General features: G+C 43.4%; 20 protein-coding genes. 3 read left to right on the plus strand and 17 right to left on the minus strand.

The features are described 5' to 3' along the window. Positions 1-208: 208 nt before the first annotated feature. From recG to manA, 8 genes are all read right to left on the minus strand, one after another. Complete coding sequence (gene recG / locus TZ97_RS06615) at positions 209-2,224, minus strand: ATP-dependent DNA helicase RecG (RefSeq protein WP_045759802.1); 2,016 nt, start codon at positions 2,222-2,224, stop codon at positions 209-211. Positions 2,225-2,284: 60 nt separating this feature from the next. Continuing rightward, a complete protein-coding gene (gene alr / locus TZ97_RS06620) occupies positions 2,285-3,397 on the minus strand; it encodes an alanine racemase (protein ID WP_045759803.1) in 1,113 nt (370 codons plus the stop codon). Further along, positions 3,384-3,749, minus strand: a complete 366-nt coding sequence (gene acpS, locus TZ97_RS06625) for a holo-ACP synthase (RefSeq protein ID WP_003005615.1) — start codon at positions 3,747-3,749, stop codon at positions 3,384-3,386. Before acpS ends, alr begins: the two co-directional genes overlap by 14 nt. A gap of 86 nt (positions 3,750-3,835) precedes the next feature. Next, positions 3,836-4,864, minus strand: coding sequence for a 3-deoxy-7-phosphoheptulonate synthase (locus tag TZ97_RS06630; RefSeq protein ID WP_045759804.1), 1,029 nt, complete (start codon positions 4,862-4,864; stop codon positions 3,836-3,838). Between the two features lie 52 nt (positions 4,865-4,916). Next, the gene (gene secA / locus TZ97_RS06635; RefSeq protein ID WP_045759805.1) at positions 4,917-7,436 is read right to left on the minus strand and encodes a preprotein translocase subunit SecA; all 2,520 of its coding nucleotides are present in this window, start codon (positions 7,434-7,436) and stop codon (positions 4,917-4,919) included. A gap of 174 nt (positions 7,437-7,610) precedes the next feature. After that, on the minus strand, positions 7,611-9,455 hold the full coding sequence (locus TZ97_RS06640) for an APC family permease (RefSeq protein ID WP_003008566.1): 1,845 nt from the start codon (positions 9,453-9,455) through the stop codon (positions 7,611-7,613). Between the two features lie 373 nt (positions 9,456-9,828). After that, positions 9,829-10,569: a MerR family transcriptional regulator gene (locus TZ97_RS06645; RefSeq protein ID WP_045759806.1), complete on the minus strand. Its 741-nt coding sequence runs from the start codon at positions 10,567-10,569 to the stop codon at positions 9,829-9,831. Between the two features lie 126 nt (positions 10,570-10,695). After that, positions 10,696-11,640, minus strand: coding sequence for a mannose-6-phosphate isomerase, class I (manA, locus tag TZ97_RS06650; RefSeq protein WP_045759807.1), 945 nt, complete (start codon positions 11,638-11,640; stop codon positions 10,696-10,698). A gap of 115 nt (positions 11,641-11,755) precedes the next feature. Between manA and queG the strand changes: the two genes are divergently transcribed. Then, a complete protein-coding gene (gene queG, locus TZ97_RS06655; RefSeq protein WP_045759808.1) occupies positions 11,756-12,886 on the plus strand; it encodes a tRNA epoxyqueuosine(34) reductase QueG in 1,131 nt (376 codons plus the stop codon). A 30-nt stretch (positions 12,887-12,916) separates the two neighbouring features. Here queG and TZ97_RS06660 read toward each other — a convergent pair whose 3' ends face one another. The 9 genes from TZ97_RS06660 to TZ97_RS06695 form a co-directional block, all read right to left on the minus strand. Continuing rightward, positions 12,917-13,543: a GNAT family N-acetyltransferase gene (locus tag TZ97_RS06660; protein WP_045759809.1), complete on the minus strand. Its 627-nt coding sequence runs from the start codon at positions 13,541-13,543 to the stop codon at positions 12,917-12,919. Positions 13,544-13,626: 83 nt separating this feature from the next. After that, positions 13,627-14,142: a phosphatase PAP2 family protein gene (locus TZ97_RS06665; RefSeq protein ID WP_045759810.1), complete on the minus strand. Its 516-nt coding sequence runs from the start codon at positions 14,140-14,142 to the stop codon at positions 13,627-13,629. Between the two features lie 51 nt (positions 14,143-14,193). Further along, complete coding sequence (locus TZ97_RS10785) at positions 14,194-14,349, minus strand: hypothetical protein (RefSeq protein WP_161806824.1); 156 nt, start codon at positions 14,347-14,349, stop codon at positions 14,194-14,196. Between the two features lie 19 nt (positions 14,350-14,368). Next, positions 14,369-16,168, minus strand: coding sequence for an ABC transporter ATP-binding protein (locus tag TZ97_RS06670; protein ID WP_045759811.1), 1,800 nt, complete (start codon positions 16,166-16,168; stop codon positions 14,369-14,371). Then, positions 16,161-17,963 (minus strand): ABC transporter ATP-binding protein, encoded by a 1,803-nt coding sequence (locus tag TZ97_RS06675; RefSeq protein ID WP_045759812.1) that lies wholly within the window; start codon positions 17,961-17,963, stop codon positions 16,161-16,163. Before TZ97_RS06675 ends, TZ97_RS06670 begins: the two co-directional genes overlap by 8 nt. Beyond that, positions 17,960-18,406: a MarR family winged helix-turn-helix transcriptional regulator gene (locus TZ97_RS06680; RefSeq protein WP_045759813.1), complete on the minus strand. Its 447-nt coding sequence runs from the start codon at positions 18,404-18,406 to the stop codon at positions 17,960-17,962. Before TZ97_RS06680 ends, TZ97_RS06675 begins: the two co-directional genes overlap by 4 nt. A gap of 135 nt (positions 18,407-18,541) precedes the next feature. Continuing rightward, positions 18,542-18,952, minus strand: a complete 411-nt coding sequence (locus TZ97_RS06685; protein WP_045759814.1) for a peptide deformylase — start codon at positions 18,950-18,952, stop codon at positions 18,542-18,544. Positions 18,953-19,199: 247 nt separating this feature from the next. Beyond that, a complete protein-coding gene (scrK, locus tag TZ97_RS06690) occupies positions 19,200-20,099 on the minus strand; it encodes a fructokinase ScrK (protein WP_045759815.1) in 900 nt (299 codons plus the stop codon). A gap of 158 nt (positions 20,100-20,257) precedes the next feature. Beyond that, the gene (locus tag TZ97_RS06695) at positions 20,258-22,201 is read right to left on the minus strand and encodes a sucrose-specific PTS transporter subunit IIBC (protein ID WP_045759816.1); all 1,944 of its coding nucleotides are present in this window, start codon (positions 22,199-22,201) and stop codon (positions 20,258-20,260) included. A 375-nt stretch (positions 22,202-22,576) separates the two neighbouring features. Between TZ97_RS06695 and TZ97_RS06700 the strand changes: the two genes are divergently transcribed. Together TZ97_RS06700 and TZ97_RS06705 are read left to right on the plus strand one after the other, a co-directional pair. Then, positions 22,577-24,031, plus strand: a complete 1,455-nt coding sequence (locus tag TZ97_RS06700) for a sucrose-6-phosphate hydrolase (RefSeq protein WP_045759817.1) — start codon at positions 22,577-22,579, stop codon at positions 24,029-24,031. Further along, a complete protein-coding gene (locus tag TZ97_RS06705) occupies positions 24,012-24,977 on the plus strand; it encodes a LacI family DNA-binding transcriptional regulator (protein WP_045759818.1) in 966 nt (321 codons plus the stop codon). The genes TZ97_RS06700 and TZ97_RS06705 overlap by 20 nt, the downstream gene beginning before the upstream one ends. Positions 24,978-25,012: the final 35 nt, after the last annotated feature.

Below are 25,012 nucleotides of genomic sequence, written 5' to 3' on the forward strand. Positions count from 1 at the left end.
TTTTCACACAGCATTTAGGGCGTGTTCAATTCGTGTAACGGCAAGCACTATGGTGCCTTGCCTAAACGACTCACTAACTCCTCAGGTGGATAGTATCGATCCACCTTCGTCCTGTCGCATTTCATCAAGATACAAAGCCCGTAAAATACCATCTTAAAGGGAGTAGAGTGGAATCCAAAGAATTTCCACTCTACTCCCTTTTTATACTCTAGTCTAAATGTTCTTTCTTTTCTAAATATAGCGAGAGCAAATGCCAATCTGGGTGTTCGCGCCAATCTGGCGTGGCTACGATCTGGCTGGCAACTTTCCTTGCTTCTTCCAGAATGGGATAATCTTCTACCAAATCCGCCACTTGAAATTCTGGAATCCCAGATTGACGGGTTCCAAAGATTTCACCTGAACCCCGCATTTTCAAATCTTCTTCCGCCAGCACAAACCCATTGGTTGTCTCTGTCATGATTTTCATGCGCTGCTTGCCACTATCTGTCTTAGGATTGGCTACTAGAATAGCATAGGATTGCTTGTTGCCCCGACCAACCCGGCCTCGTAGCTGGTGAAGCTGGCTAAGACCAAACCGATCTGCATCCATAATGACCATAACGGTTGCATTGGGTACGTTGACTCCTACTTCAATAACGGTCGTAGACACCAAAACATCGACTTGGTGCTCTTTAAAGGCCTGCATGATGGCATCTTTTTCTTCACTTTTCATCTTCCCGTGAAGAAGAGAAACGCGTGCTCGCTGTCCAAAGAAGGTCTCTAGCTCTTCTTGGAGGGCGAGGGCGTTTTTCAAATCTAGCGCCTCTGACTCCTCAATTAATGGAGAAATAAAGTAGGCTTGAGAACCTTTGCCAAGTTCTTTGACTAACCAGTCGAGGACCACTTCTAACTGCTCATGCTTGACCCAACGTGTGATGATTTCCTTGCGTCCCGCAGGCATCTGATCAATGATGGACACATCCATATCTCCAAAGGCTGTAATAGCCAAGGTCCGGGGAATAGGGGTAGCCGTCATCATCAGGACGTCTGGATTTTGTCCTTTTTCTCGAAGGATACGGCGCTGGGAAACCCCAAAACGGTGCTGTTCATCAATAATGACCAAGCCTAGATCTTGGTAGTGAACTCCCTCTTGAATCAAGGCATGTGTCCCCACAATCAGTTGAGCTGTTCCTGATGCGATCTCTTCTAAGACTTCTCGTTTCTCAGCCGCCTTTAATCCTCCTGTTAGAAGGGCAATTGGTAAGTCCGGAAAAAGATTTTGCAAGCTTTCCTTGTGCTGCTCTGCCAAAATCTCCGTTGGAACCATCAAGGCTGCTTGCTTCCCAGCGCTTAAGGCTGCATACATGGTAAGACCGGCCACGACTGTCTTCCCGCTTCCCACATCCCCTTGTAAGAGGCGGTTCATATGATAAGGAGAGGCCATATCTGTCAAGATTTCATTCAGGCTGTTTTCTTGAGCTTGCGTTAGCTCAAAAGGAAGCTGTTTTTTTCGTTCTGCTAATTTTTCTGGATCCCAGGCCAAGGAAATCCCTTGGCTGGCATCGTGGTTTTCTTCCTTTAACACTTGGAGTTGCAGCTGGAAAAAGAGGAGCTCTTCAAATTTTACCCGGCGAAGAGCTTGCTTGTACTCTGCCAGATCCTTAGGAAAATGCATAGCTTGCACTGCTTGGGAACGAGACATGAGTTGATAACGATCTCGTAAGATTTGGGGCACATTCTCTTCTAAAAGCTGGTCCAAGCCCTGGTCGAACGCTATTTTGATCAATTTCACCAGGCTGTTTTGGCTGACTCCTTGCGTCACTCGATAGACCGGCTGCAAATCATCTTCCACTTGAGCCAGGAGTTTCATCCCTGTCAAACTGCCTTTAGCCTTGTCCCATTTCCCAAAAATCGCCACTGTCTGCTGAACCTCAATTTTGTCTGCTAGATAGGGTTGGTTGAAAAAATTAACCGCAATGACCTGGTCTCCCTGTTTGATGGAAAAACGCAAGCGATTTCGTTTGTAGCCATAATATTGGACATTGGCTGGTGTTGCTACCAGCCCAGAGATGACAGCTTTTTCACCATCTTCCAACTCTAAAACATTGCGAGTTTTGAAGTCTTCATAGCGAAAGGGAAAATACAAGAGCAGATCTTCTAAGGTTTCAATCCCTAACTTTTTAAATTTTTCCGCCGATTTTGGACCGACTCCAGGCAGTACGGATAAGGGTTGATGTAGATTCATTTCTCCTCCTTTCTTTTATAAAAAAGCAGGTCCATTCGGGAAAATCCCACCTGCTTCTTCTTATTCTTCACCTGTATAGTCACGAGGAATCCGATCACTCAAGAGACAGACCACTTCATAATTAATGGTACCACGGTAATCTGCAACCTCTGTTGCCGTGATTTCTTTTTCGCCCTCTCGTCCAATCAGGGTAACCTTGGTCCCTAGAGGCAATTCTTCAGGAAGGCGAACCGTTATCTGGTCCATCGAAACGCGACCAACAGTGGGGCAAAACTCACCCTTGATCAGCACATGAAAGTTTTGCATCTCTCGGATCCAACCATCCGCATAGCCAATAGGAATCGTCCCGATCCATTGGGGTTCTTCTGTCGTATAGGTTGCCCCGTAGCCAATATCTTGACCAGCTTCCAACTGTTTCACATGAACTAATTCGCTCACCAAACTCAAAGCTGGCTTAATTTCATATGGCAAGGCTAACACAGATCCGCTCGGATTCAAGCCATACATGACATCTCCCAAGCGTACAGCTGTGAAAATCGTATCCGCATGCCACAAAGAAGTGGCTGAATTACTCGCATGGACAATAGGAGGAAGGATTTCAAGAGCAGCCAATACTTCTTTGAAAAACTGGTATTGCGCTTGAAATTTTCGATCATCTGCCTCATCTGCTGTTGCAAAATGAGTAAAGATCCCTTCAATTTCAGCTCCAGCTGCTAAGAGGAGGCGTTCAGCCTCTTTGATCTCTTCGATCCTTCGGAATCCAATCCGCCCCATTCCTGAATCCACCTTGATATGGACCTTCAATCCTGAAAGATCTGCTTCTTGTCCAAGCAATTGATCCAACCAAGCAAGACTAGCCACTGTTAAGCGGATGTCATGCTCTTTGGCTAGGTTCACTGTTTCACTTGGCACAACTCCCAAAATTAAAATAGGGTGTTGCAAGCCTTCTTCACGGATTTCGAGGGCTTCATCCATATTGGAAACACAAAAACCATCTACCTGAGGTGCCAATTTTTGGGTTACTGCAACGACCCCATGACCATAGGCGTTGGCCTTGACGACTGCATATTTCAAAGCTTGACTCGGAATATGCTCACTAACTTGTTGCACATTAAAGGCAATGGCATCCAAATCGACTCTTGCAACCGTTGGTCTATGTTTACTTGCTTTCATTTTCTTCCTCCAAAATGACACTGGTCGACACTAGGTCTCCCTTGTGACTGATCGAAATCCATACCTTCCCGGAAAAAGGAGACTTGGAAAAATAGGGAGCTCCGTGGGCATCATTTAAAATTTCTAAATCTTGAAAACCAACTGGTCCAATCCCTGTTCCCATTGCCTTTGAAAAGGCTTCTTTGGCGGACCATCGGCCCGTCAAATATTCCATCTTCCGTTTTCCAGACAATTCCTCAAAGCGCTCTCGCTCAGCCTCGGTTAAGACTTTTTCAGCGAATCGGGTATTCTTCTGATAGGCTTTTTCAATCGCAGCGATCGATTCGATATCGATGCCATGTCCTTTGATCATCTTGTTTTATCCTTATTTATCGTTTCAGTATCGTTTTACTGACAAAAGAGAAGGGGCTAAAGAATCACTCCTTCCGCCCCTGCCTTTTACTTATTCATCGTTGCAATTTCTTTGACCAAGGCCTGTGTTTTTTCCCAACCCAGACAAGGGTCTGTGATGGATCGACCATAAACCACTGGTTCATTTTGACGGCCATCTTCTAGATAGGATTCAATCATGAAACCACGAACTAAAGTTGCCAAATCCTTGTTCCAAGCACGGTTCATCATGGTTTCTCTCACGATGCGTACTTGTTCTTCGAATTGTTTGCCAGAATTGTCATGGTTGGTATCCACCAGGATGAAGGGATGTTGCAAGCCCATTTCGCTATAGCGTTTTGCTGCCGCTAGCAAATCTTCATAATGGTAGTTTGGAATATTCTTACCACTTGCATCCAAGCCCCCACGAAGGATCGCATGAGCTAAAGGATTTCCTGATGTTTCCACTGCTTGGGCATTGAACAAAAAGTTTTGGGGATGTTGGGCTGCATAAATCGCATTGAACATAACAGAAAGATTTCCAGAAGTTGGATTCTTCATACCTGTCGGAGCAGAGATCCCACTAGATACAAAGCGGTGCTCCTGATCTTCAACTGATCGCGCTCCAATGGCATGATAAGAAATCAAATCTTCAACATACGGAAGACTTGCTGGATAAAGCAACTCATCCGCAGTTGTCAAACCAGTTTCTGTAATCACACGGTAGTGGAGATGTCGGACTGCTTTCAAACCGTCCACAAAGCTTGGTGCTGCATGTGTATCTGGTTGGTGCATCAAGCCTTTATAGCCATCCCCATTGGTCCGAGGCTTAGCCGTATAGACCCGCATCACAATGAAAATCTGATCTTTGACTTGCTCTTGTAAGTCTGCCAAGCGACGGGCATAGTCCATCACAGCTTCTTCATTATCAGAAGAGCAAGGCCCGATCACAAGAAGGATCCGTTGGTCTTCTCCTTTGATAATAGCTTCCAATTCTCGATCACGCGTTTCTTTACGCTCCAAGGCTGGACCTTCCAAGCGGTAAAGCGAAGTGATCTCTTGCTCATCAATCTTATTGCTCTTCGTAATGAATACCATACGGCCTCCTTATGCTAGCTAGACCCATCCTCTTTCTATTTCAGAGGAGCTCTTAAAATTTACGTCCGTGACAGTTTTTAAATTTCTTGCCTGAACCACAAGGGCACAAATCGTTGCGTTTCACTTGTGACAAGTCAATATCTGCTGGAATATCTTGTTGTTGCGCTGCAATGTTGCGAGTCGCAGTTGTTGAAATACTGTGTTCCGTACGTGGACGTTCTTGTTCGTGAATTTGGGCTTTCATCATGAGACGAGTCACATCAAATTCAATCGATCCGATCATATCGTTAAACATACGGAAACTTTCTGATTGGTATTCTACCACTGGGTTGTTTTGCGCATACCCACGGAGTCCAACTGCATTTCGCAATTGATCCAAAGCATCGATATGGTCCGTCCACTTGCTGTCTACCACTCGAAGGATCAAGACTTTTTGGAATTCTTGCACAGACTCTTCGTCACGCAATTTCGCTACTTGGCTAGCATAGATTTCTTCTGCACGTGCATACAAGTAATCGATAACTTCCTTGTCAGATTTTCCTTCAATATCGCTTTCAGAAATGGTATCTTCCGGAACCAAATTGTATTTGGCAAAGTTCAGAATCGCTTCAACGCGTTCTTCCTTACTTGAGTGGCTGGCTCCTTCAACAATCCGTTTGATGGTCCGTTTGATCATGGCCTTGATTTCAGGCGCCAAATCACGGTTAGCTGTGATGACATCATAGCGTTCAGCGTAGATAATTTCCCGTTGTTCCCGCATCACGTCATCGTATTGAAGGACTTGTTTACGGGTATCGTAGTTGTTTCCTTCAACCCGTTTTTGAGCACCCTCTACCTGACGGGTGAACATGTTTGAACGGATCACTGATTCTTCTTCACTCAACTTGAAGCGATCAAGCACTGCTTTGATCCGTTCAGAACCGAAACGACGCATCAATTCATCTTCAAGAGACAAGTAGAATTGAGATTCACCTGGATCCCCTTGACGTCCTGAACGTCCACGAAGCTGGTTATCGATCCGACGGCTTTCGTGACGTTCTGTCCCGATGACACAAAGTCCACCAAGTTCGCGAACACCTTCACCAAGCTTGATATCGGTACCACGTCCGGCCATGTTGGTCGCAATAGTAACAGCACCACGTTGACCAGCGTTCATGATGATTTGCGCTTCTTTGTAGTGGTTTTTCGCATTCAAAACTTCGTGAGGGACACCTGCTTGAACCAACAATTGAGAAAGATAATCACTGGTTTCAACGGCAACGGTACCCACGAGGACTGGTTGACCTTTTTCATGACGAGACTTGACATCTTCCACAACAGCCTTGAATTTTGATTTCAAGCTTGGGTAGAGAAGGTCTGGATGGTCAATACGGGCAATCGGACGGTTGGTTGGAATTGGAATCACGCGAATGTTATAAATTTCACGGAATTCTTCTTCTTCAGTTTTCCCTGTCCCTGTCATCCCTGACAACTTCTTGTACATACGGAAGAGGTTTTGGTAAGTAATCGACGCAGATGTCTTGGTTTCTTCTTGAACTGGAACACCTTCTTTGGCTTCAATCGCTTGGTGAAGTCCGTCAGAATAACGACGTCCTTCCATGGTCCGACCAGTAAATTGGTCGACGATCAAGATTTCTTGATCTTCGCTGACCACATAGTCGATATCCAAAATCATGATGTAGTTGGCACGAAGGGCGTTGTCAATAAAGTGGGTCAAGGCTACGTTTTCAATATCATACAAATTTTCAAGATTAAAGTAGCTTTCCGCCTTATCAATCCCTGAATCTGACAAACCAATGGTTTTAGATGGTACATCGATAATGTAATCATCCTCTGTCAAGGTCTTCACATAAGCATCTGCCATGTGATAGAGTTGGCTTGTATCAGAAGCTGTCTGCCCAGAAACGATCAGCGGAGTACGCGCTTCGTCGATCAAGATGGAGTCTACCTCATCGACCAAGGCATAGTTCAATGGACGTTGAACCATGTTTTCAGCACGAACAACCATGTTATCACGAAGATAATCAAACCCGATCTCTGAGTTAGTCGAGTAGGTAATATCACAGAGGTAAGCTTCTTTTTTCTCAGCTGGAGATTTTGCTGCAAGGTTGATCCCTACTGAAAGGCCAAGCCATGAGTAAAGTTCTCCCATCTCTGTCGCATCCCGCTCTGTCAGGTATTCATTGACGGTAACAACGTGTACCCCTTTACCAGACAAGGCATTCAAGTATACAGGCATGGTCGCAGTCAAGGTTTTTCCTTCCCCTGTACGCATCTCTGGAACGTCACCATGGTGAAGGACGATTCCCCCCATGACCTGAACCTTGTATGGGAATAAACCAAGTACCCGTTTTGCCCCTTCACGAACAACCGCAAAGGCTTCGTACAAAAGATCATCCAAAGACTCACCGTCTTGGTAGCGTTGCTTAAACTCAACTGTTTTCGCTTTTAATTCGTCATCCGTCAAAGCTGCCATTTGGTCCTCATAAGAAAAGACCTTATCAGCCATTTTTTCAAGGCGTTTGATTTCGCCTCGATCATTTTCAATAATTGTTTTTAATAAATTTGCCATTTTTTTCCTTACTTTGAATTTTTCAAAATCTAAAATGTTCTTTTTATTCTAGCATTTTTTTAACATTTTTTCAAGATCAAGGCTGTATCTTACAAGACTTTCGAGTGGTTTTTTTCATGTGAGAAAATCCAAAAAGATGCCTGCTCAAGCAGACATCTTTTCTTTAGGCGATCGTTATTCAGACAAATGGTAAGAATAGCTTGCCACAACCACTTCTTCATGCCAACGAAGTGCATACTTCAATTTCAAACTCATTTGGTTGTGGAGAACATTTTGCCAATGTTTTTTAGGAATAAATTGAGGAACTAAGACTGTAACAGTGTTCCCTTTTTCCTTGGCCTCCTCAGCTACTTTTGAGACAAATTCAACCGTTGGTTGGATAATATCTCGGTAACTGGTCATAACATTTTCAAAGCGAATATGAGGGAAATAACGCTTAAATTCTTCTGCTACCTCAGCATCTTTGACCTTGGTTTCTTCCGTTGAGACGTGCATCGCTATAACATCGTTTCCTAGGCTATTTGCATAACTCATAGCTCCTACACTTACCTGAGTGACATTCCCAACAAGGACAATCACGGTATTGCCCGCATAACTTGTCTTTTCGATCTGACCTCCCAAGCGCAATTGGGCCGCAACTTTATCATAGTGATTACGGATACTCAAGAACATCCAAAGCAAGAGACCAATAATAGGGAAGAAGGGCCAGATCTCACGCAAACGGAATAATAAGAGGATCAAGACAATCCCATAACAGATGGCTGCCCCCAGGATATTGGCAAGCGAATACTTAAGAAATCCTTTTTGATATTGGCGTTTCCAGTGGATCACCATCCCTGTTTGAGAAAGGGCAAAAGGAATGAAAACCCCGATGGTATAAAGCGGAATCAAGCTTTCTGTTTGTCCATCAAAGATCAAGAGCAAGACGATGGCACCAATCGCCAAGGTCAAAATCCCATTAGAATAGCCCAGACGATCTCCTTTTTCCATATACATGTGCGGCATGTATTTATTTTTAGCCATGTTAAAGGCCAACATTGGAAAGGCAGAGAAACCGGTATTAGCCGCAACTGCCAAGATCAAGGCTGTTGACAATTGAAAGACGTAAAAGAAGGCTTGTCCGACTGGGGAATTCCCTAAGATAGCTTGGGCCATTTGGGCTAGAGTTGTTACCCCTTTTGCTGGAACGACACCCACCCAGTAATTGAGGAAGGTAATCCCTGCAAACATGATCCCCAAAATCAAAGCCATAATGGTTAAGGTAGAGGCCGCATTCTTTGCTTTTGGTTTCTTAAAGAAAGGAACCGAATTGGAGATAGCTTCAACCCCTGTTAGGGAAGCGGATCCACTCGTAAAGGCCCGCAACAAGAGAATGACACTAACCCCTGAAATGGTTTGACCCACATGAGCAGTTGCGTTATAGGCCAAGTGACCCGTCAAGATTTGGATCACACCATAGCCGATCAAGGCAATGGTACTGACAATGAAAAGGTAAACCGGAATCATCAATGATGTGGCCGATTCGCGTAGCCCCCGAAGGTTCATCAGCATCAAGATCAAGACCAATAAAATGGAAATGTGAAGATTATAAGGATGAAGAGATGGAATCGCTGACGTAATGGCATCTGCACCGGAAGACACAGATACTGCTACTGTCAGCATGTAGTCGACTAAGAGACTCCCACCAGCGATCAAACCCGCTTTGGGAGACAAGTTCTCCGTAGTCACCATGTAGGCCCCTCCCCCTTGAGGGTAGGCATGAATGACCTGGCGATAAGAAATCGTTAAACTGGCTAGGAGAACCAGGACCACAATCCCAATCGGAATAGACCACCAAATGGCTCCCGCTGAAACGGTCATCAAGACCAGGATAACTTGCTCTGGACCGTAGGCGATAGAAGAAAGCGCGTCACTAGAGAGCATGGCCAAGGCCTGCATTTTCCCTAGCAATCCGCCTTCACCTTCTGCACCAGATTTCAACGGACGGCCAATAAACCATTTTTTCAATGTTGAAAACATAAAAAACTCCTTGAAAAAAGATCATGAGGCCGGGAGTTCCCTGCCTCTTTTCATAAAACAGGGGTTATTCTACTCCTTTTTTTCAAGACTGTCAACTAAAATTGTGAAATTTTCATAAAGTTTTCATTGTGTTCATTTATCCAACCTCTCTTAGATCGGTCCGCTTCTTTCAAATTGATCCAAGCAAAAAACGAGGCTGGGACAAAAATCCTAGCCTCTCAATTATTTTTGGATTGTCGAGCAAGACGCAGTGGTTGAGCGGGCTCTAGTACGCTGATTTCATCAGCTTTTACAGCCCTACTCAACTGTGCGGAGGTGGGACGACGAAATCGAATTCTAACGAATTACCGATTTCTGTCCCACTCTCACTTTTTTATTTCGGTTGATTTTCTACATAAGAAGCAATGACATCCGAAGTGTACTGGGCTGTACCAGCCCCAAACTTGTCGATGTTTCCCTTGAATTCTGGATTATAGACATAGCCTTTGCCAATATGGCCAAAAACCTCTATAGAGCAGTCAAATCCATACGTTCGAATTGCGTCTAAAAGTCTGGCTGCTTGATCTTGGTTTTCATTTGCTGATACGGGTAGACCATCTTTGAGATTTTGCGCCAAAGTTTGAAAAACTTGGTTGAAGGCTTCCGTAGCCTCATCTTCACGCCCCTTTTGGCGCTCGAGAGCCTGGTCCATGACTTCTTGACCATATTTCTCTACTGCTTCTTGGTAGTATTTTTGAGTATCTTGATAGCTAAATCCTGTAAATTTTTCCTCAATTGTCATTTGTCTTTCTCCTTTTTGTTCTTGAATAGTTTTTTGCAAGGTGGAAATCAAGGTATCCAAACGTTTTCTTTCTTGAGTCAAATAATCTAACTGTTTGGTCAAATGGGGCAATAAGTTAGACTTTTCTTCGGCTAAGAGTTCTGCTATTTGGTCCAAGGAAAACCCTAGATACTTGTAATAGAGAATTACCTGTAAGCGTTCTAAATCTTCTTGGCTGTAGGTCCGATAACCATTTTCAGATTTCACAGGGACGAGAAGTCCTATCTTATCATAGTGGTACAAGGTCTTGACAGAGACACCTGACAGCTCTGCAGCTTCTTTGATATGGTACATGATTTCCTCCTTACAAGGATAGTATAATCTCTCCCCTTAGGTCAGAGTCAAGGCTAAACATAAAAATAGTTTTCAGATAAAAAAGGCTTGAGTTGTTTCACAGCTTTTAACTCAAACCCTTTGTTTTTATGGGTGACTCACAATCAATTCTAAACCTTGCCCTTCCAAAGTCCAAGATTCAACATCGCTTGGCAAGATAAAGTGACTTCCTTTTCGAATAGGATAATCCTTTCCATCTACCGTCACTTTTCCTTCTCCGGCTAAGACGCTCAATAAGCTGTAATCAGCAGTCTTTTCAAAATTAGCTTTTCCAGTCAGTTCCCACTTATAAACCGTAAAGAAATCACTTGCAACCAAGGTCGTCATCCGAAGATCATCGATCACAACTGTATCTGGATGGCTATTAGCTGGCTCCCCAATATTCAACACATCAATTGATTTTTCCAAGTGAAGCTCCCGCAAGTTTCCTTGAGCATCCTTGCGGTCAAAATCATAAACCCGATAGGTAGTGTCACTCGACTGTTGGGTTTCAAGGATCAATATTCCAGAACCAATGGCGTGCATGGTCCCGCTTGGCACATAGAAGAAATCTCCAGCCTTGACAGGAACCTTTGTCAGCAAGGCATCCCAGTTCTTGTCCTCAATTTGCTGATGGAGTTCTTCTTTTGACTTGGCATTGTGTCCATAGATTATCTCAGATCCTTCATCAGCCGCAATCACATACCAACACTCAGTTTTTCCAAGTTCTCCTTCATGCTCCATCGCATAGGTATCATCTGGATGCACCTGTACACTGAGCCAATCGTTGGCATCCAAAATCTTTGTTAACAAAGGAAAGACAGGCTCTTTACGATTACCGAATAATTCCCGATGCTCTTGATAGAGCTGATCCAATCCTATTCCTTCGTATGGACCATTGGCTACTTTAGAAACTCCATGTGGATGGGCTGAAATCGCCCAAAATTCACCGACATGGTCGCTCGGAATTTCGTAACCAAATTCTTCTTTCAGACGAGTTCCTCCCCAAATTTTTTCCTGCATGACTGAATGTAAAAATAATGGTTGTCCCATAATATCCTCCTCGCATTTCATGTTTCTATTATACAAAAAAAAGAAAGTTTTTGAAAGCCCTTTCCATCATTTTCCTCTCTCGCCAGAAACTTCATTTTTGTGTATAATGAAAGGGATGACACTAAAAGAAAACATTATCCAACTGGCGCATTCTATTGGGATTTCAAAAATTGGCTTTACAACCGCTGATGACTTCGCTTATTTGGAAAAATCGCTCCGCTTGGCCGTTGAGGAAGGACGGAATTCTGGATTCGAGCATAAGAATATTGAAGAGCGCATCCAACCCAAATTAAGTCTCTCCTCCGCCAAGACCATCATCTCAATCGCTGTCGCCTACCCCCACAAACTCAAGCAACAACCTCAAAAAACGGCTTATAAAAGAGGAAAATTCACGCCCAACAGCTGGGGATTAGACTACCATTATGTCCTTCAAGACAAGCTCAACCGCTTAGCTGCTGGGATTGAAGAAATGACGCAAGATTTTGAATACAAGGGCATGGTCGATACTGGAGCACTGGTTGATACGGCCGTCGCCCAACGAGCAGGGATTGGCTTTATCGGAAAAAATGGCTTGGTCATTTCAAAAGAATACGGTTCTTACATGTTTCTGGGGGAATTGATTACCAACCTCGAAATCGAACCAGATCAACCAGTCGACTATGGTTGTGGAGACTGTCGACGTTGTTTAGATGCTTGCCCAACCTCCTGTTTAATCGGGGATGGCTCTATGAATGCCAAACGCTGTTTGTCCTTTCAAACTCAGGACAAGGGCATGATGGACCTAGAATTTCGCAAGAAAATTAAAACGGTCATCTATGGCTGTGACATCTGTCAGATTAGCTGCCCTTATAACAAAGGGCTAGATAATCCCTTAGCAACAGAAATCGATCCAGATCTGGCTCATCCAGAGTTGATTCCTTTTATCGAGCTGTCCAACGGACAATTTAAGGAAAAATTCGGGAACATTGCTGGAAGCTGGCGAGGTAAGAATATCCTCCAGCGCAATGCCATCGTCGCACTAGCCAATGCCAATGACCGCTCGGCCATCCCTAAACTCCTGAACATCATCGAGACTTCACAAAATCAGATCCATATTGCAACGGCTATCTGGTCCTTAGGGCAACTGCTTCGTGAAGTCACGCCAGACCTTGTTGAGCTCTTATGGAATATCAAGAATCCGACCGATGCTATCATAGAAGAACGAACTGCTTTCTTTGAAAAATTCGGTGTTCAAGCAGATTCATAGCTACAATGAAAAAACACTAAGATTGTAACCTTAGTGTTTTTTTAGTTCCTTCAAAAAATACCAACTGCCCATCTCAACTTGGTTAAAGCTAATCTCACTTGAATAGACTTCCTTGTAGCCATTTTTCGTGTAAAAATAGACATTTCCTTTGGTATTGGTATAAAAGGCTAGTTTTTCCCCTTTGATTTCTTCCAAGAAAGGTTCAATTCCTTCTGTCATAAAGCGACTGCCATAGCCCTGCCGTTGGTGTTTAGGGGCGACTGCGAGAAGCATCAAATACCAATCAAAATCTACATTTTGCTCCAATTCCTTATCCGTGTCCTCCATAAATTTAAAGTAGGCCAACATATTCTTCAAGGAAATAAACTTGAGCAAACCGAATCCCCCATTTAAGAGATAGGCCCGAAAAGGAATCGGTCCCTTTTGCAACAAGGTAACTGCATAAATTTCATCATTTTTTTCTGCCACAAGGCAAATATGGTGCTTAAGAAAAACCTTTACCAGGATGCGCATCATTGCCTCAACAAAGGCTGGGTATTGCTTGGGATCCCGAACCAAATCCTTGATAACTTTTAAAAATAGATAGTCCTCAAAGGCTGTACTGGCTACTCGAACCACCTGATCCAGATCTGCTTTTTCTGCTTTTCTGTACTTCATCTTCTCTCCTATTCTAAGTCCACTTTCCAGTATACACTATGATACGCTGTTAGACAAAGGTCAATTTTCAGCAATTTGTTCATTCAAGCCAGCAAAAAGAGTCCTCCCCAGACGAGTCCCAGCCCCCAAGCGACGAGGACATCCTTGGGATAATGAACCCCTCCAAGAACTCGAACAAGGGCTAATAGAAGAGATAGGAGCATGGAGCACATTCCTAGCGGAAGAGACAACTGACAGACACACATGGAGATAATGGTCGCCGAAAAAACATGTCGGCTAGGAAAGGAATGACCAGATGAATTCTTTTCTAATAAGGGTTGAATCTCCCATTTTTCATAAGGTCTCGGAACATTGACCCAATGACGAAAGAGGCTAAACAAGACAAAACCCGAAGCAGGGATCCAGATAAAAGGCCAGATTTCTCCAATTGAAGTTTTCTTTAAAAACAGCCAACAAAAGACCAGGCCGTAGATGCCTGGCATGGCGAACGTCAAGATTCGATTCGTCCTTTGAAGGACCTGCACACGATGTGGCTTTCTCGTAAAAGGCAGGGTTAGCCAACGATAAAATTTCGGATAATCTTGAAGATTGGGCTTCATATTGGCACTCCTGTCTATCATCTCATTTTTGTACTACTAGTATACGCGATCCTAAGAAAGCCTGTCAAGCCAGGCTTCTTTTTTATCCTTTCTTTCTTCTTTTTCACATGATTTAGCACTAAAATCTGATGATTTATCATTTTTCTGTCTCCAAGAAACGTCTTTTCCATCCATTCTTCCAGCATAAAAAATAGGATAGAAGCACATAGAATTGCCTTCTATCCTATTATTTTACTTTACATTTCACAAGCCTTGTATCTTGATTTAATGCCACTTCTTCTGTAAATTGGCTATTGTAGAGATCAGCATAGAATCCATTTTGGCTCATGAGTTCTTGGTGGTTGCCTTGCTCGATAATATTCCCGTCTTTCATCACGAGAATCAGATCCGCATTGCGGATAGTGGACAAGCGATGGGCAATGACAAAGGAGGTCCGGCCTTCCATGAGTTTGTCCATAGCTTTTTGAATCAACTCTTCTGTACGGGTATCGACAGATGAGGTTGCTTCATCCAAGATAAGGAGCGGAGCATCCTTCAAGAGGGCACGCGCAATGGTCAAAAGTTGCTTTTGACCAACGGACAAGGTCACTGAATCATCTAATACAGTATCATAGCCATTCGGCAAGGTCCGAATAAAGTGATGGACCCCAACCGCTCGGGTTGCTGCTTCCACCGCTTCGTCTGAAATATTCGTTTGATTGAAGACCAGGTTTTCTCGAATGGTCCCCTCAAATAGCCAGGTATCTTGCAAGACCATCGAAAAGGCATCATGAACTTCTTCTCGGCTCATGGCCTTAGTATCCACACCATCGATGGTAATTTTACCAGCTTGAATGTCGTAAAAACGCATCAAGAGATTGACCATGGTGGTCTTACCAGCACCTGTTGGACCAACAATAGCCACTTTTTGCCCCGGTTTGGCTTCAGCAGTAAAGTCATGGATAATGGTCTTGTCTGGTGAATAACCAAAGCGCACATGCTCAAAGGTGACGTGACCTTTTGGCGCTTCCAATTGACGTGTTTTTTGGGATTCATCTTCCATTTCTTCTTCGTCCAAGAATTCAAAGACACGCCTCATAGCAGCACTAGCTGATTGTAATTGGGTAATTCCTTGGGCCATTTGACCAATTGGTTGGGTAAAGATACGGACATAGGTCATAAAGGCCACAATGGTCCCAATGGTAATATCTCCATTAATGGTGAGGGCAGCCCCTACGATACAGACCATGACATAACCAAAATTCCCTACAAACTGCATCAAGGGCATCATAATCCCAGAGAAGAATTGGGATTTCCACATGCTTTGATACAAATCTTGATTGATGGCATCAAAATGATCTTTGGCTTGATGACGGCCATTGTAGGAAATAACAACATTATGTCCACTATAGATTTCTTCAACATAGCCTGAAACTTTGGCAAGATTATCTTGTTGCTGTTTAAACAAAGGCTGACTCTTGACCATAATGATGCTGGAAAGAGCAAAGCCGGCAAAGACGGATACAATCGCTGTGACAGCTAAGTGCCAGTCCGTCTTAAACATCATAAAGATAGATCCAATCAATAAGACGATAGAGGAGACCATTTGAACCAAACTTTGGTTAAAGGATTGGGTCATCAAATCCACGTCATTGGTCACACGAGACAAGGTATCTCCTTGTTCATGGCTATCAAAATATTGGAGAGGTACACGATTGATCTTTTCAGCGATGGCATTTCGCAAGCGTTCTGCGAAGCGCTGAATCATTGTTGAGATAATGAAACTACTGCTGTAGGACACCAGTGCTCCAACTCCATAAAGGATGGCTAAGGTCAGGGCAATCGAAGTGATTTTGTCAATATCAATGGCGCCTCCCATCCCTTTTGTGATGGTATCCGTGATTTCTTTTAACTTATCCGGTCCAATAACCGTGATAATACTCGATACGATTGAAAAGAGGATAGCAACTAGGAAAAATAGGTGGAAGCCCTTCAAATAGGGAGAAAGTTGTCTCCAAAGGGACGAATCTTGTTTTGTTTTATGCATGTTCCAACTCCTCCTTAGACAATTGTGAATAGGCAATTTCTTGATAGACTTCATTGGTCGCAAGCAATTCTTTGTGGGTGCCTTGACCGACGACCTTCCCTTGATCCAAGACCAAAATCAAATCCGCATCCATAATGGTCGAAATCCGTTGGGCAACGATCAATTTAGTCGTATCTGCCAGCTCTTCTTTCAGGGCTTGGCGCAAGATACGATCCGTTTTGTAATCCAGGGCTGAGAAGGAATCATCAAAGATGAGGATCTCGGGCTTGCGTGCAAGGGCACGCGCAATGGCCAAGCGTTGACGTTGACCGCCAGAGAAGTTGCTTCCTCCTTGCGCTACTTCTGTATCCAAGCCCTTCTCTTTTGTGGCAACAAACTCTTTGGCTTGGGCCAATTCAAGGGCTTTCCAGATGGCTTCATCCTCTAATTTTCCTTGGCTACTTTCCCCAAATTCCATATTAGAGCGAATCGTGCCGCTAAAGAGCACAGCTTTTTGGGGGATATAGCCGACTTTATTATTCAATTCTTGGTGGCTATAATTCTTGACATTGACACCATCCACTAAGATCTTTCCTTCTGTCGCATCGTAAAAACGTGGAATTAAGTTGACCAAAGTGGATTTACCAGAACCAGTCGACCCGATGAAGGCAACAGTTTGTCCCTTTTGGGCTGAGAAGGTCACATGCTCAATCACAGCACGAGAAGTCCGTCCATATCTAAAGGAAACATCTTGAAATTCTACTGTACCTGCTTGGTCTGATTTTTCTTTTGACTCACTTGGGAAGGCTACAGACGGTTCAAGAGCCAAGACCTGATTAATCCGTTTTGCAGATACTAAGGCACGAGGCAGAATAATCAAGATGGCCACCATCATCATAAAGCCAATGACAACCTGCATAGCGTAAGAAGAAAAGGTGATCATATCTGAGAAGACCTTGGTCCGATCCGCTAATGCAGGACTGGTGAGGATCTTTGTAGGATCTTTTGGCATGGCGATATCATTGATCAAGTGCGCCCCAATCCAGTAGATAGCAAGGGTCAACCCACTTGATACCACTGTCATGACCGGGTTCATCAAAGACATCAAACGATAAACAAAGAGATTTAGACGGGTTAAGCCCTTGTTTTCAGCCTGGAATTTCTCATTTTGATAAGCTTCTGCATTGTAGGCGCGAACGACCCGCACCCCCGTCAAACTCTCCCGTGTCGTCGCATTCAAGGCATCGGTCAAACCTTGAACCTTTTGCTGGCGTGGAAAGGCAATCAGAACCAGAACAGAAAGCAGAATCAAGACCATCAAGACTGCAATCCCAACAGAAGTTGTCCAGGCACTGCTCTTCCCCCAAATCTTGGTCAAAGCCCAAATCGCCATAATGGGACCACGCGTCACAACTTGCATCCCCATCACAATCATGATTTGCAACTGGGTCAAATCGTTGGTCGTCCGAGTCAAGAGAGAGGGAACGGAGAATTTCTTGATCTCTGCATCAGAGTAATCCATCACTTGATGAAAAATCTCTCCTCGAAGTCGCGTCGTAAAGCTGGCAGCGACTCTTGAAGCCAAAAAGCCTACAAAAACTGCCATTAAAAAGCTTCCAAAAGAGAAGAGCAACATCTTGCTTCCCGGATCCATAATATCCGAAACCTTGGTCCCCTCCTTAGCTAAGAGGGTCGTGATATCAGATAAGTATTCAGGAGTCTTTAAATCCATCCAAACCGCTAGACAGATAAAGACCGTACTAAGGGCAATCATGCCCCATTCTTTGGCGGTTAACCGCCGAAACATATTGATCATTCCTCGCTCCTTTTTTTCATATTCTCATAAAATTGATGCATGACCTTGAAAAAGATGGCCAATTCTTCATCTGATACACCCACCATCATCTTCTGGTCAACTTCCTCAAAGAATTGTTTCATGTCATTCAACTTGTTTTTCACACTGTCTGTTAGGTAGACATACTTGGCCCGTTTATCGGTCGGACTAGCCTCTAAATAAATAAAGCCATTTTTCTCCATCCGCTTGATCAGGTTACTGGTCACGGATTTTGAGATATGAAGTTCCTTCTCAACATCCCGAATCAAGGTCACTTTTCCCTCTTTTTCACGATGAGATAAGAAGCTCAATACCTGACCTTGTGGTCCTGCGCTAAATTCAAGCCCTCTCTTCTTGGCCTCTCTTTCTACCATGAGGTGAATGAGATGGCCGATTTTTTTAAATTCTAGTAAAGGTTTGTCCATCATTTCCTCCAAATAGTTCTCTTAAGAACTTTAAAGTTACTATGAGAACTATTTTAACACAAAAAAGATCCCTGTCAAGAAAAAAGTTTCCATAAGAACTAAAAAAAGGAGCCGAATCGACTCCATCCTTCATCTTTAGATAATAATGCCTTCTAGATGATCCATTTCATGCTGACAGATCTGGGCTGGAAAGCCTGACAAACGAATCGTTTTTGCTTTCCAATTCACATCTCGATAGGCCACTGAAATCTCCTCATAACGAGTGGTCGGCCGACTTCCCACCAAGGACAAGCATCCTTCCTCTGTTTGGTAAGGCTTTTTCTTTTCAAGGAGAACCGGATTAAACAGGACCAGATTTTCACTTCCCATTCGGATGATAATCGCCCGTTTTTTCACCCCGATCATATTAGCCGCTAAACCGACACACTCAAGGAGATGAGCATTTAAGGTGTCCTGCAAATCCAAAGCCAAGGTGCGATCCTCAGGTGTCGCTTCTTCTGACTTTTGACCCAAGAATAAGACATCCTTTACAATATTCTTTTTCATTCCTTCCTCACTTCTTGATAGATAGACGAAAGAAGAGAGTGGGACAGAAATCGGTAATTCGTTAGAATTCGATTTCGTCGTCCCACCTCCGCACAGTTGAGTAGGGCTGTAAAAGCTGATGAAATCAGCGTAGTAGAGCCCACTCAACCACTGCGTCTTGCTCGACAATCCAAAAATAATTGAGAGGCTAGGACTTTTGTCCCAGCCTCCTCGCTCTTGTTTCTAACCTCTAAGAGACAATTGCTTCTTATTTTTTAAGCTTCTCACTCACTTGTTTTGCAAGAACAAAGTTCCCCAAAGTCGCTGATCCATTGCCAGCAACTGCAGGTGTCACAATATAATCTCTCACATCTGGTACAGGGAGATAACCGTTCAAGAGGGCAGTAAATTTCGTCCGAACACGATCCAACATATGTTGTTGCGCCATGACTCCTCCTCCAAAGACAATGACGTCTGGGCGGAAGGTAACCGTCGCATTCACTGCTGCTTGTGCGATGTAGTAGGCTTGAATATCCCACACATTGCTGTTCAGTTCAATGTTTTCCCCACGAATACCTGTACGAGCTTCAAGACTTGGACCAGCCGCAAGGCCTTCCAAACAGCCGTTGTGGAAAGGACAAACACCCTTGAATTCTTTTTCCACATCCATTGGGTGTTGAGCCACATAGTAGTGTCCCATTTCTGGGTGTCCAGCTCCCCCTATAAACTCACCACGTTGGATGACACCAGCTCCGATTCCTGTTCCGATTGTATAGTAAACCAAGTTTTCGATATGGCCACCCGCGTTATTGCGTGCGACCACTTCTCCATAGGCAGAGCTATTCACATCTGTCGTGAAATAGATTGGTACATTCAAGGCACGACGGAAAGCCCCAACGATATCTACATTGGCCCAATTTGGTTTTGGAGTCGTTGTGATGAAACCATAAGTGTTTGAATTTGGATTAATATCAATTGGTCCAAATGAACCAATCGCAAGCCCAACTAGATCCTCAAATTTTGAGAAAAATTCAATGCACTTATCAATCGTCTCAATTGGCTTGGTTGTTGGAAATTGTACTTTTTCCACAACATTATAGTTTTCATCACCAACTGCACAAACAAATTTTGTACCGCCAGCTTCCAAACTTCCATATAATTTTGTCATGTTGGCTCCTTTTTTATTATGAAAAATATCCTGTATTTATTATAGCATATTTTATCGTCAATCTTTTTCTCTTCTCTAGAGAAAAAACACACCTTTTTTGAGAAATAAAATTCAAGGACTGGAGATGATAGACCAGTCCTTGAGAACTTATTTTTCGATTAAGCTTTAACTTCGATGATTGCATCACCCTTCGCAACAGATCCAGTTGCAACAGGTGTGACAGAAGCAAAGTCAGCTGTGTTAGTGACGATCACCATAGTTGTGTCTTCAAGACCAGCTGCGGCAATTTTCGCTGCATCAAATGTACCAAGGACATCACCAGCTTTAACTTTATCGCCTTGAGCTACTTTTTGATCAAATCCTTCACCGTTCATTGATACTGTATCAATCCCAACGTGGATCAAGATTTCAGCACCATTAGCTGTTTTCAAACCGTAAGCGTGACCCGTTGCAAAAGCAATGGTTACTTCAGCATCCGCTGGTGCATAGACAACGCCTTCAGTTGGTTTGATGGCAATTCCTTGTCCCATCGCACCACTTGAGAAGACAGGATCATTCACATCAGCAAGCGCTACTGTACTACCAACGATAGGAGTTACAATCACTTCATCTGCAAGTGTTGCTTCAACTTCTTCAGAAGCAGCTGCTACTTCTTTGGCTTCTGCTTTTTCAGCAGTTTCTGCTGCTGCTACATTTCCTTCAGCCGCAAACACAGCTGCTGCTTTTGTCTTACCATAGAAGTAAGTCAATGCAAAGGCTACCGCAAAGGCAATCACTTCACACAAGAGGTAGAATGGGATAGATGTTGCATTGATTGAAAGGAATCCAAGGAAACCTGCTGATCCAAGTGAAACAGCAACGACTTGGAGAAGACCCGCAAAGAGGGCACCCACAGCTGAACCGATAAGGGCACAGAAGAATGGGAATTTGTATTTCAAGTTAACCCCGAAGAGGGCTGGTTCTGTAATACCAAGAAGGGCTGACACACCTGCAGAAGATGCAAGACCTTTGGTTTTTTCGCTCTTCGTCAAGAACAAGATGGCAAAAGTTGCAGCACCTTGCGCTACGTTGGCCATTGATGCAACAACGAAGATGAAATCTCCATGTCCCGCACCTTTTTGCCAAGCTGAAAGTAATTGTGTTTCAATGGCTGGGAATGATTGGTGAAGACCTGTCATAACGATCAATGAGTAAGTTCCACCAAAGACTGTCATACCGATAAAGCTTGTTGTGTTATACAACCATACAATAGCGTCTGTGATTCCGTTTGACACCAAAAGCATCACTGGACCAACCACTGTAAAGGTAAGGAAACCAGTAATCATCACAGAAAGCAATGGAGTAAAGGTAAAGTCAACAGCTGATGGCAATTTCTTGTGGAAGAATTTTTCCAAATGTGCCAAGATCCAGATCGCTGCTAAGACAGGAATAACTTGGTAGGCATAGTTTGTTTGTGCTACATTGTAACCAAAGATATCCCAGAATTTAGTAGCCCCACCAAGATCTGGTGTGGTCATGATCATACCGATCGCAGCACCCAAGAAGATGTTTGCTCCAAAGCGTTTGGCTGCAGAAATACCAACCAAAATTGGCAAGAACATAAATGGTGCAGCTGACATCAATTGGATCATGGCTGAAAGACCCTTGATAGCTGGGTACATTTCTTCCAATGATTTAGGTCCAAACAAACCAGCTGAAGTCAAGAAGTTCCGAAGGGCCATCAAGAGACCACCTGCAACCAAGGCAGGGATGATTGGAACGAAGATATCAGACAAGAGTTTAATCAAGGCCATCAATGGGTTGAATTTCTTATCTTTTGCAGCGATTTGTTTCAAATCGTCTGTTGATACTTCTTTCAAACCAGTCGCTTTAATCAGCTCTTCATAAACAAAGTTTACATCTCCAGGTCCGATGATGACTTGGTATTGACCATCTGATTTGAAGGTTCCTTTGACATCTGCATTGTTATCAAGTGCAGCTTGATCAACTTTGCTATCGTCTTTCAATACCAAACGTAGACGTGTCGCACAGTGTGCTGCCGCAACAAGGTTATCTTTACCGACTGCTTCGATAACCTCTTTGGCTACTTTATTGTAATCCATAAAGTAAATCTCCTTATTTTTTGTAATGTAAACGGTTCACCCGTCTCTACGTTTTTAATTGTACCACGTATTGAAAATATGTCAACCGTTTTGCAGGATTTTTTTGAAACTTTTTTAGACATTTTGACACTTTTTGATAGTATGAAACTATTTTCATTTCAATATAGGTCTACATTACGCTTTTTAGCGCTTTGAATCAGCCTTTTGTTTTCATTTTCTTTCATTTTTTCATGGATTTTCAACTTCTTCTCCTTTCCTTAAGGTGCAAGATAGATGTCAATCGTTTGACATTTTTTGCCATTTTTTTCATTTATCGCTTGCATTTTTAATAGGAAATCGGTACTATGGAAGTAAGAAAAAATTCGGAGGAATAAAATGGAATGGACAACTGAACGTCGTTACAGACGTTACGAAGACTGGACAAAAGAGGAAAAGCAAGCCATCCAAGATCATATGGCCAAATCTCCTTGGCATACACACTATCATGTTGAGCCAAAAGCTGGTCTCTTAAATGATCCTAACGGTTTTTCCTACTTTGATGGAAAATGGATCTTGTTTTATCAAAATTTCCCATTTGGTGCAGCCCATGGGTTAAAATCATGGGTACAAACAGAAAGTGAAGACTTGGTTCATTTCAAAGAAACTGGTGTAACACTTCTTCCAGACACAGATCTGGATAGTCATGGAGCTTATTCCGGATCAGCCATGCAGTTTGGTGACAAACTATTCTTATTCTACACCGGAAATGTTCGTGATGCAGAATGGGTTCGTCATCCTTACCAAGTCGGTGCTTTGATGGATAAAGACGGCAAGATTGAAAAAATTGACAAAATCTTGATTGATCAACCGGCTGACTGTACGGATCACTTTCGTGACCCACAGATTTTTAATTTCAAAGGTCAATTCTACGCTATCGTTGGTGGTCAAGACCTTGAGAAGAAAGGATTCATCCGTCTCTATAAGGCTGTAGATAATGACTATTCCAACTGGGTTACAGTCGGTGACTTGGATTTTGCAAACGATCGGACAGCTTATATGATGGAATGTCCCAACCTAGTCTTTGTAGGAGACCAACCCGTTCTCCTATACTGCCCTCAAGGCTTAGATAAAGCCGTTCTCGATTATGACAATATCTATCCAAATATGTACAAGATTGGGGCAAGCTTTGACCCAGAAAAGGCCAAAATGGTTGATGTATCTGAATTGCATAATCTCGACTATGGTTTTGAAGCCTATGCGACTCAAGGATTTAATGCTCCCGATGGACGTGCCTATACTGTTAGCTGGCTAGGTCTTCCAGACGTTTCTTATCCAACGGATTCCTATGACTACCAAGGAGCTCTCTCACTGGTCAAAGAATTAACCATCAAAGATGGCAAGCTCTACCAATACCCAGTTGAAGCCATCAAAGACTTGCGCGCTGAGAGTGAGGAATTTGCCAACAAGGCACAAACCAAGAACTGCTATGAATTGGAATTGCAGTTTGAAAAGGATAGCCAGAACGAAATCGTCCTCTTTGCCGATGCAGAAGGGAAGGGCTTAGCTCTCACATTTGATCTGGCTAAAGGATTGGTCACAGTCGATCGAAGCCAGGCTGGTGAGCAATATGCCCAAGAATTCGGTGCGAGCCGTAGCTGCACAATCGCTAACCAAGCAACAACCGCTAATATTTTCATTGACAATTCGATTTTTGAAATCTTTATCAATAAAGGAGAAAAAGTATTTTCTGGTCGGGTCTACCCACATGCAGATCAAAATGGAATCTTGATCAAGTCTGGAACCCCTACTGGAACTTACTACGAACTTGATTATGGTCGCAAAGCTAACTGATGTCGCCAAACTCGCCGGTGTCAGCCCTACTACTGTCTCACGGGTTATCAATAAAAAAGGATACCTGTCTGAGAAAACGATTCAAAAAGTCCAAGAAGCCATGCGAGAATTAGGCTATAAACCTAACAATGTTGCTCGAAGCCTCCAAGGAAAATCAGCCAAGTTAGTCGGCTTGATCTTTCCCAACATCAGCAATGTTTTCTATGCTGAATTAATCGACAAACTAGAACACCAACTCTTCAAACATGGCTATAAAACCATCATCTGCAATAGTGAGCACGACTCCGAGAAAGAGCGCGAATATATTGAGATGTTGGAGGCTAACCAGGTAGATGGCATCATTTCAGGAAGTCATAATTTGGGCATTGAAGATTACAACCGGGTAACTGCTCCTATCATTGCTTTTGACCGCAACCTCTCCCCAGAAATTCCGGTTGTTTCTTCAGACAACTATGCTGGTGGAGTGCTAGCAGCAGAAACTTTAGTAAAAACCGGAGCTCGAAATATTATCATGATCACAGGTAATGACAACTCTAACTCCCCAACAGGGCTGCGTCATGCGGGATTTGCATCGGTTCTACCTGAGTCTATGATCATCAATGTTTCCAGTGATTTCTCCCCTATTCGCAAAGAAATGGAAATCAAACAGATCTTAACCCAGCAAAAACCAGATGCTATCTTTGCCTCCGATGATTTGACGGCGATCTTGATCATGAAAGTCGCTAGAGAATTAGATATTCAGATTCCTCAGGATTTGAAAGTGATTGGTTACGATGGAACCCAGTTCATTGAGACCTATACACCTGAACTGACAACCATCCAACAACCCCTCGAAGACATTGCTATCCTCATGGTGGATCTTTTACTCCAAAAGATCGAAGGAAAAAAAGTAGCGACTACCGGTTATTTCTTGCCCGTTAGTCTCCACTCTGGAAAAAGTGTCTAAAACAACCCCTACAGTTCTATACTGTAGGGGTTGTT

Source organism: Streptococcus parasanguinis, assembly GCF_000963275.1.
Classification (GTDB): domain Bacteria; phylum Bacillota; class Bacilli; order Lactobacillales; family Streptococcaceae; genus Streptococcus; species Streptococcus parasanguinis_B.

Bases quoted from the DNA above. Each gene is read 5' to 3' on its own strand.
- TZ97_RS06670 (WP_045759811.1), bottom strand. From the start codon at position 16,168: ATGCATAAAACAAAACAAGATTCGTCCCTTTGGAGACAACTTTCTCCC.
- secA (WP_045759805.1), bottom strand. From the start codon at position 7,436: ATGGCAAATTTATTAAAAACAATTATTGAAAATGATCGAGGCGAAATC.
- TZ97_RS06645 (WP_045759806.1), bottom strand. From the start codon at position 10,569: ATGTACCATATCAAAGAAGCTGCAGAGCTGTCAGGTGTCTCTGTCAAG.
- TZ97_RS06695 (WP_045759816.1), bottom strand. From the start codon at position 22,201: ATGGATTACAATAAAGTAGCCAAAGAGGTTATCGAAGCAGTCGGTAAA.
- TZ97_RS06705 (WP_045759818.1), top strand. From the start codon at position 24,012: ATGGTCGCAAAGCTAACTGATGTCGCCAAACTCGCCGGTGTCAGCCCT.
- TZ97_RS06700 (WP_045759817.1), top strand. From the start codon at position 22,577: ATGGAATGGACAACTGAACGTCGTTACAGACGTTACGAAGACTGGACA.
- TZ97_RS06685 (WP_045759814.1), bottom strand. From the start codon at position 18,952: ATGAAAAAGAATATTGTAAAGGATGTCTTATTCTTGGGTCAAAAGTCA.
- queG (WP_045759808.1), top strand. From the start codon at position 11,756: ATGACACTAAAAGAAAACATTATCCAACTGGCGCATTCTATTGGGATT.
- TZ97_RS06660 (WP_045759809.1), bottom strand. From the start codon at position 13,543: ATGAAGTACAGAAAAGCAGAAAAAGCAGATCTGGATCAGGTGGTTCGA.
- TZ97_RS06630 (WP_045759804.1), bottom strand. From the start codon at position 4,864: ATGGTATTCATTACGAAGAGCAATAAGATTGATGAGCAAGAGATCACT.
- TZ97_RS06665 (WP_045759810.1), bottom strand. From the start codon at position 14,142: ATGAAGCCCAATCTTCAAGATTATCCGAAATTTTATCGTTGGCTAACC.
- scrK (WP_045759815.1), bottom strand. From the start codon at position 20,099: ATGACAAAATTATATGGAAGTTTGGAAGCTGGCGGTACAAAATTTGTT.
- manA (WP_045759807.1), bottom strand. From the start codon at position 11,640: ATGGGACAACCATTATTTTTACATTCAGTCATGCAGGAAAAAATTTGG.
- acpS (WP_003005615.1), bottom strand. From the start codon at position 3,749: ATGATCAAAGGACATGGCATCGATATCGAATCGATCGCTGCGATTGAA.
- TZ97_RS06640 (WP_003008566.1), bottom strand. From the start codon at position 9,455: ATGTTTTCAACATTGAAAAAATGGTTTATTGGCCGTCCGTTGAAATCT.
- TZ97_RS06675 (WP_045759812.1), bottom strand. From the start codon at position 17,963: ATGATCAATATGTTTCGGCGGTTAACCGCCAAAGAATGGGGCATGATT.
- TZ97_RS06680 (WP_045759813.1), bottom strand. From the start codon at position 18,406: ATGGACAAACCTTTACTAGAATTTAAAAAAATCGGCCATCTCATTCAC.
- alr (WP_045759803.1), bottom strand. From the start codon at position 3,397: ATGAAAGCAAGTAAACATAGACCAACGGTTGCAAGAGTCGATTTGGAT.
- TZ97_RS10785 (WP_161806824.1), bottom strand. From the start codon at position 14,349: ATGTGCTTCTATCCTATTTTTTATGCTGGAAGAATGGATGGAAAAGAC.
- recG (WP_045759802.1), bottom strand. From the start codon at position 2,224: ATGAATCTACATCAACCCTTATCCGTACTGCCTGGAGTCGGTCCAAAA.